Here is a 7,766-nt window from a genome sequence, read left to right as displayed (position 1 = left end):
GGCCGGCCGGGTCAGCCGACGTCCCGGGCGGTGGAGCCCGGCGACTCCAGGTTCCAGGTGACGATCCGCCGGGGGTGCACCCGGATGACGTCCCGGCTGAACCGGTCGGGAGCCACCGGCGGGACGTCCACGGCGAGCACCTCCGCCCGGCCGCGGATCTCCACGCCGCGCCCCCAGCCGCCCGCGACCGGATCGTCGGCGGGTGCCAGGTCGTCGATCAGGACGGAGACCTCGGGGCGGTCCCGGGCGTTGCGGTACTTGTGGCTGCGGGCGTTGTCCGGCCCGCCGATGTCGATGGTGCCGTCGTCGTTGAGCCGGAAGCCCACCGGCCGGACCTGCGGGGAGCCGTCCGGGCCGAGGGTGGCCAGACGGGCCAGCGGTTGGCCAGTGAGATAGCCGCGCTCGCGTTCGGTGAAGTAGCCCATGCGGCCGAGGCTAGGACCTCAAGCGCCCTTCAGGTCAAGGGCGTTCGGCGGCGCGCCCGCGCTCCTGCCAGGACCTCTTCAGCTCCGCCCAGCGGGCCGCCTGCTCGGGTGTCAGGGTGCCGCGGAGCTCGGCGAGCTTGAGGAGCTGGGCCTCGGCCTCGGCGCCCAGGGGCTGGGCCTCGGCCCGGTAGTGGTCGGTGAGCAGGGCGTCCAGTTCGGGGCGGGTGAGGGCGGGGTCGAGGCGCTGGGCGAGCTTGGCCATGTTGCGGTAGGAGCCCTGGAGCAGGAAGGGGGGCTCGGTGCGGGTCCGGTCGTCCTGGGCGGCGGAGGCCAGGTAGGCGCGGTTGACGGCCAGGACGGTGGAGCGCAGGTGGAGCAGGCCGGCCAGGACGGCGGTCATCCGCTCGACCTCGGCGGCGGGCCAGGGGCCGGCCAGGGTGCCGCCGGGCACGCCGCCGGCGCGGGCGAGCAGGGTGTCGAGGTCGGCGCGCTCGGCGGTGGCGAGCGGGGCCAGGTGGGGGCCGGCCGGCAGGGCGTTCTCGACGAAGCTGAGCGCGAAGAGGTCCTCGCGCCCGGCGACGGCGTCGCCGAGGTTCCACACGTCGGCGCGGTTGGCGAGCATGTCGGGCAGCCGGAAGAGGCGGCCGGACTCGGTGTACGGGTTGGCGGCCATGACCACGGCGAAGCGCTTGCCGCGCAGGTCCCACTCGCGGGCCTCGCCGTCCCACACGCCGTCGATCCGGCGCTGGGCGTCGCACAGCGGGATGAAGCGCTGGAGGAACTCGGGCGAGGTGTGCTGCACGTCGTCCAGGTAGAGCAGCACGTTGTCGCCCGCGTGCAGGGCGAAGTTGAGCTTCTCGACCTCGCGCCGGGAGGTGGCGTCGGGGGCCTCGGCCGGGTCCAGCGAGGTGACCCGGTGGCCGAGCGCGGGGCCGCTGACGGAGACCAGCAGCAGCCCGAGCCGCTCGGCGAGGTACTCGACCAGGGTGGTCTTGCCGTAGCCGGGCGGAGAGACCAGCAGCAGCAGGCCGCTGCGGTCGACCGGCCCGCCGGCGGCGGCCGTGCCGAGCTGCTTGGCGAGGTTGTCGCCGACCAGCGGCAGGTACACCTGGTCGATCAGCCGGTTGCGGACGAAGCCGTTGAGCGGGGCGGGCCGGTACTGGTCGAGCCGCAGCCGGGCGTGCTCGGCGGCCAACAGTTCGCCCCGCAGCCGCTGGTAGGCCCGGTGGCCGGGCACCTCGACCTGCTCGAACTCCCGCACCTTGGCGAGCAGTTCGTCCAGCCGGAGGTCGAGCGCCCCGCCCGCGAGCCGCGGGTGGTCGCCGAGCAGCCCGGTGATCCGGGCGCCCACGGCCCCCTCGGCGGGCCGGCGCGGCAGCGACGGGCAGAGCAGGACGGCGGCGGCCTCGGCGAGGTCGGCCGGGTCGGCGTCGGCTGCTCCCGACTCCAGCCAGGCGGCGGCCAGTTGGCGCCGTACGGGCAGCAGCCCGGGCTCCTCGGGCAGCGCGGCCAGCGCCTCGGTGAGGCCGGCCGACTCGGGTGCCGCGCGGAACTTGTCGACCAGCGCGGCGGCGCCCGGGGAGTGGGCGAAGCTGGGTGCGGCGGCGGCCAGTTCGGCCACCAGGTACGGGCCGGACGGCTCCGCCCCCGGAACGAACTCCGAAACGGTGGCGGAGAGTTCGGCCTCCAGTGCGGCCAGCGCCGCCAGCGCGGCCGACGCCGGGGCGCCACCGAAGGCGTCCCGGGCGAGGCCCAGCGAGCGGGCCCGCGTGTGCCAGAGCAGCCGCTGCCGCTCGTCGGCGCCGTGCGCCCAGTACAGCTGGGCGGCCGCCCGGGCGCCCGCCGGGTGGCGCAACAGCCCGGCCCCGGCGCCGAGCCGGAGCAGGGCGCGGAGCAGCAGCGCGGCGTCGTGGTCGTGCACGCCGCGCTGGTAGCCCTCGTCCGGGCGCTGCTCGGCGGCCCGCCGGACGTACTCCAGCAGCTCGCCGTCGGTGCGCGGCGCCCCCGTCTCGGCGGCCGGCAGCAGGCTCGCCGCGAGGTACTCGGCGCGGTACAGCTGCGGGGTCTCCGAGGGCAGCGGGCGGTCCCAGTACCGCTCGGTGGCGGCGAAGGCCGGGTCGGTGACGGGGGAGCGGTAGTCGGTGCCGGTGAGCGTGAAGGCGGGGCGTCCGCGCCAGGGAACCAGGGCGAGTTCGGGCCGCCGGGTGGTGACGGCGAACAGGTGGCGGCCCAGCCGCAGGGTGCCGGGGCCGTCCCCGGCGAGTTCGGCGCGGTCGCGCAGGGCCCGCTGGGCGCGGCCGCGCGCCGCGCGCAGCCGTCCGGTCAGCTCCTCGGCCCGGACCCGGTCGCCGAGCGCGGTCAACTGCCCCGCCAGGTCGCGGAGTTTGACGGCGGTCGGGTCGGCGGCGAAGGCCGCCTCGATCTCCTCGGCGGTGTCCAGCGCGGCCAGCCGGCGGTGCAGGGTGTCGAGGATGCGCCCGGCGGAGGCGACCAGCCGGTCGGCGCGCCGGGCCCGCTCCTCCAGCAGGTGCTGGCGGCGGGCGGTGAGCGCGTCGTGGATCTCGGTGCGCCGGGCGGTGAGCTGCTCGCCGAGGGCCGGGTCGGCGTCGGCGAAGCGGGTCTCCAACTGCTCGATCCGCAGCAGCAGCCGGCCGAGCTGCTCGTCGCAGTCCTCGGGGGTGTCGGCGGCGGCGAGCGCGGCGGTGGTGGCCTGGCCGAGCAGGGCGGTCTCGGCGGCGAACTCGGCGGCGGCCTCGCGGGTGCGCAGCTCCCGGCGGCGCACGGTCAGCGCGGACCGGGCCCGGTTGAGCAGCCCGAGCACGTCGGCGAGCCGGTCGAGGATGGCGGTGCGGGTGGTGGCGTCGGCCAGATCGAGGGTGCCGACCAGCTCCGAGACGGTCTGCAGGGCCTCGCTCTGGGCGGCCAGTTCGAGACCCAGCGGTTCGGCCTCGGCGGCGGTGGCGATCGCGGCGCACCGCTCGGCCAGCTCGCCCGCCCGCTGCCGGTGCGGCTCGAAGGCGGTCGGCTCGGCGAGCTGGACGACGGCGCGGTCGGCGGCCCGGGCCAGACCCTCGGCGAGGTGCGCGGCGAGCGCGTCGATCCGCCGGGCGTCGGCGCGCGGCAGGTCGCGCAGCGCCTCGACACGACCCTGGGCGCGGCGCAGCCCGGCCAGCCGGTCGACCCACTCGGCGGCGTCGGCCAGGGTCTCGCCGCGGGCGGTGCGCAGCAGGCCCTCGACGTGCTCGGCGGTCTCGTCGGCCCGCCGGGCGGCGTGCGCGGTGAGCTGGGCGACGGCCTCGTACTCGGCGACGACCTGCCGGGCGGTGTCGCGGATCTCGGCGAGCGGCGCGGCGAGGTCGCCGAGACCGCTCTGGCCGAGCCAGTGGTGCCGGTCGGCGGTGCGGGTGCAGGCGGCGAGGACGGCCCGATGGCCGGCCGGGGTGTCGGCGCCGGCCGCGGCCAGCCGGGCCAGGGCCAGGCAGTCGGCCAGGCCGCGGACCAGGTCGGCGTTGCCGATCCGGGCCAGCGGCCCGCTGCCGGGCGGCTGTTCGGCGGCGAAGCGCTCGCTGGTGAACGGGGTCTGCCAGAGCTGGACGGGGTGCAGCCGGGTCGGCCCGTCCTCGGCCGGGCGCAGCGCGATCAGGGTGCCGTCGGCGAGCAGCGAGTAACCCTGGCAGGGCAGCGGGGCGGCGGCCTCCTGGCGCACGCTGTTGTACGGCTGGAGCAGGGCGCGGCCGTCGGCGGGGGAGCGGAACTCGTACAGCACGTCCTCGCCGTTGGGCGACAGGACGGTGCGCTCGTACACCAGGCCGTCGACCGGCTGGTCGAAGACGCGCACGGTGCCGTCCACCAGGTGGCAGCCGCCGGGGAAGGCCACGCCCTGGTCGGCGGGCAGCCGCAGGCAGGCCTGGCCCAGCGCGTCGATCCGGGTGACGGCGCCGGTGGGCAGGTGGACCACCAGGTGCCGGTCGGTCTCCTCCTGGTACGGGCGCACCCGCACCAGCAGCAGGGTGCCGAGCCGGGCGTGGGCGATCCGGGCGTCGGCGAGGGTCTGCAGGGCCTCGGCCAGCGGTTCGCGGTACAGCTCCCGGCCGTCCGGGGCGGCGATGGTCAGCCGGCCGCCGTCGACGCCGATCAGCAGCTCTCCGGCCAGGTCCGCGCGGGGCGGGCGGCCGGGCCCGGCGGGCAGCTGGTCGTCCCGGGTGACGGCGGTCCAGGGCAACTGCTGACCGTCGGCGGGGACGTGGTCGCGCTCGCCGCGCCCGTCCAGGTAGGACGGCTGCGCGTCGTCGGCGGGGCCGCCGTCGAGGCGCCAGCGCAGCACCCGGACGTCGGCGGCGGCGGGGCCGGTGCGGAAGACGGCGAGCAGCCGGCCGTCCACCGCGCGCAGCCGCTCCAGCCGGGCGTCGCGGAAGTAGCGCCGCAGATCGGCGAGGTCCTGGCGCAGCCGCGGGTCGTCCAGCAGGGTGCCCTCGGCGGGCGCGGGGGAGAGGTCGGGGTGGTGCAGGCCGAAGACGTCGTCGAAGTCCCCGGCGCCGTCCGCGGCCTCGACCGGTCGGGTGCCGAGCAGCAGCAGCCCGCCGACGGCGGTGAGGTCCTGCGGCAGGCAGGACCGGGCGGTGGTGAGCCGCCCGGTGCCGGCCAGCCGCAGCTCCCCGCCGCCGAACTCGTCGACCCGGCGGGCGTTCAACGCCTGGGCCCGGTCGGCGAGTTCGGCGGCGGCTCGGGCGAGCCGGTCGCGCAGGACCTCGTAGGTGCCGGCGTCGAGCCGGGCGTCGAGGGCGTCCACGGTCACGGTCACGTTCCTCGGTCGGTTCGGTCGGATCGGGTGGTTTGGGGCGGTTCAGCCGGTTCGGGCGGCGGGTCGGAACGCCCGGTCGCTCAGCGGGTCACTTGGAGCCGTTGGCCGAGGCGAGGCCGCCGGCCAGGACCCCGAGCGGGGTCTCCGCGACGCCCAGCTGCCGCGCCGACTCCAGCAGCCGGCGCAGCTGCCCGGCCTGGTCCCCGGCGCCCGAGCCGATCAGCTTCATCAGCAGGGCGGAGACCGTCAGGTTCTGCACGTCCGCCGTGGAGACCGAGGAGAGCACCCTGGTGAGGTCCTCGGTGAAGCTGGCCCGCCCGTCCAGCCAGGGCCCGGCCAGGGTCTGCGCGGTCTGCGAGTGGCCGACGAAGGCGTCCAGGCTCTTGCCGGCCGACACCGACTGCACCAGCCGGTCGAAGAAGACCGAGTCCCCGCCGACGATGTCGATCTTCGCCTTCTCCAGCCCGGCCGCGACCAGCGCCGCCTGGGCCTCGGCGATCTGCCGCTGGGTGTCCAGCCCGGCCAGCCGGACGTCCTTCTCGGCGGCCAGCCGCAGACGGTACTCCTCGTGCCCGCGCGAGGCCTCGTCCAGCTTGGCCATCGCCGCGGCCTTCTCGGTCAGGCCCTCGGCCTCGGCCTTCAGCCTGCCGCCGACCTCCAGCGCGGCGGCCTTGGCCTTCTCGACCTGGACGACGGCCTCGGCGCGGCCGACCTTCTCCACCGCCGCGGCCTCCTGCTCACGGACCTGGACCCGGGCCAGGCCCTCGGCGGCGGCCTCCGCCCGGATGCCCTCGGCCATCCGGATCTTGGCGGCCGCGTCCAGCTCGGCGGCCCGCTGCCGGGCCTCGGCCAGCACCAGCGCCTCGCGGGCCTTGTGCGAGGCGGCCTGTTCGGCGGCCTCGGCGGCCTTGATGTCCTTGACGAGCTTCTCCTGCGCCTCGGCCTCGGCCTGGATCACGACGGCCTTGCGGACCCGCTCGGCCTCCTCGGTGGCGCGCAGCGTCTTGACGGCCTCCTCCTGCTCGGCGACGGTGCGGTCCACCGCGACGCGCTCGCGGACCACGTCGGCGACCTCGCGCTTGGCGGACTCGACCTCCTTCTCCTTGGCGATCGTGGCGAGCTGGGTCTCCCGCTCGCGGCCGACGACCTCCAGCAGGCGGTCCTTCTCGATCCGCTCGTTCTCCACCGCGATCACCCGCTCGCGGTTCTTCTGCGCCACCGCGACCTCGCGGGCCTGGTTCTCCCGCTGCACCCCGAGCAGCTCCTCGGTGCGCAGGAAGGCGGTCTGGGCGTTGAGCCGCTCCTCCTCCTGCACCCGGGCGATCACCGCGTCCTCCTTGGCCCGCAGGGTCTCGATCTCGCGGTGCTGGCGGATCTCGGCGTCGGCCTGCCGGCGCTCCAGCTCCAGGACGGCCTCCCGGGCGTCCACGTTCTGCCGGGTGATCTCCTTCTGCTCGTTGCGCTGGTACTCGTTGGTGCGCACGTGCTCGATCGCCGTCAGCTCGGTGATCTTGCGGATGCCCTGGGCGTCCAGGATGTTGTCGGAGTCCAGCTGGCTCATCGGCGTCTGTTCCAGGTGGTCGATGGCCGCGTCCTCAAGGGTGTAGCCGTTGAGGTCGGTGCCGATGACCGCGATGATCTGGTCCCGGAACTCGTGTCGGTGGGTGTACAGGTCGGTGAAGTCCAGCTGCTTGCCGACGGTCTTGAGCGCCTCGGCGAACTTGACGGCGAAGAACTCCTGGATCGCCTGCGGGTCGCTGGCCCGGGCGGTGCCGATCGACTGCGCGACCTTGATGACGTCCTCGACGGTCTTGTTGACCCGGACGAAGAACGAGATCCGGATGTCCGCGCGGATGTTGTCCCGGCAGATCAGGCCGTCCCGGCCGGCCCGGTGGATCTCCACCGTCTTCGCGGTGATGTCCATCAACTCGGCCTTGTGGAGCACCGGGAGGACGATCGCGCCGGTGAAGGTCACATCCACCTTCTTCGTCCGGGAGACGATCAGTGCCTTGCCCTGCTCGACCTTCTGGAACAGACGGCCCACGAACAGCAGCATGGCGAGCACGATGAGCAGCACGACGGCGACGAGCACGCCGAAACCCACGGCGATGGTGTCCATCACGGAGTCCTTTGACGATGGCGAGTTGGTGCGAAGGGAAGTGCGGTGGGGGTGGGTGGAAACGCGTGACGCGCGTCAGTGGACAGGCGTCAGTGGACAGGCGTCAGTGAACGGCCGGCGGGTCGAAGGGCGCCACCAGGAAGTGCTCGCCCTCGGCGTCGTAGTCGAAGATCAGGGCGGTCCGCCCGGCCGTCAGGGCCGGTTCGGGCGTCGCCGTACGGACCTGGACGGTCGCGGTGGAGCCGTCCTCCGCGGTGACCTCGGCCTGCCCGAAGTCGGCCGTCACCCGGCCGGTCCGGATCACGCAGACCCGGCCGACGAAGTCCCCCCGGGTGACCGGCCGGTCCTGCGGGGACGGTGTCGGGGTTGTTCGCGGAGCAGGTGGTGCGGGCTCCGGGTGCGGTGGCGGTGGTGGATGGTG

General features: G+C 75.4%; 3 protein-coding genes and 1 pseudogene. All 4 read right to left on the bottom strand.

Annotation, left to right across the window (positions count from 1 at the left end; all coding sequences use genetic code 11):
- Positions 1–11: 11 nt before the first annotated feature.
- The gene (locus ACIQOV_RS17550; RefSeq protein ID WP_401049417.1) at positions 12–425 is read right to left on the bottom strand and encodes a PPOX class F420-dependent oxidoreductase; all 414 of its coding nucleotides are present in this window, start codon (positions 423–425) and stop codon (positions 12–14) included.
- Positions 426–459: 34 nt separating this feature from the next.
- Positions 460–5,220, bottom strand: a complete 4,761-nt coding sequence (locus tag ACIQOV_RS17545; RefSeq protein ID WP_401049415.1) for a DNA repair ATPase — start codon at positions 5,218–5,220, stop codon at positions 460–462.
- Positions 5,221–5,314: 94 nt separating this feature from the next.
- A complete protein-coding gene (locus ACIQOV_RS17540; RefSeq protein WP_401049413.1) occupies positions 5,315–7,345 on the bottom strand; it encodes a flotillin family protein in 2,031 nt (676 codons plus the stop codon).
- A 103-nt stretch (positions 7,346–7,448) separates the two neighbouring features.
- Positions 7,449–7,766 (bottom strand): annotated as a pseudogene (locus ACIQOV_RS17535) (hypothetical protein); the annotation flags it as partial.

This window comes from Kitasatospora sp. NPDC091257 (assembly GCF_044757675.1).
Classification (GTDB): Bacteria; Actinomycetota; Actinomycetes; order Streptomycetales; family Streptomycetaceae; genus Kitasatospora; species Kitasatospora lactacystinica.
Note: the sequence above shows the minus strand (reverse complement) of the source record. Positions and strands in the feature narration are given on the sequence as shown.

Coding starts and splice junctions, on each gene's coding strand:
- ACIQOV_RS17550 (WP_401049417.1), bottom strand. CDS start 425: ATGGGCTACTTCACCGAACGCGAGCGCGGCTATCTCACTGGCCAACCG.
- ACIQOV_RS17540 (WP_401049413.1), bottom strand. CDS start 7,345: ATGGACACCATCGCCGTGGGTTTCGGCGTGCTCGTCGCCGTCGTGCTG.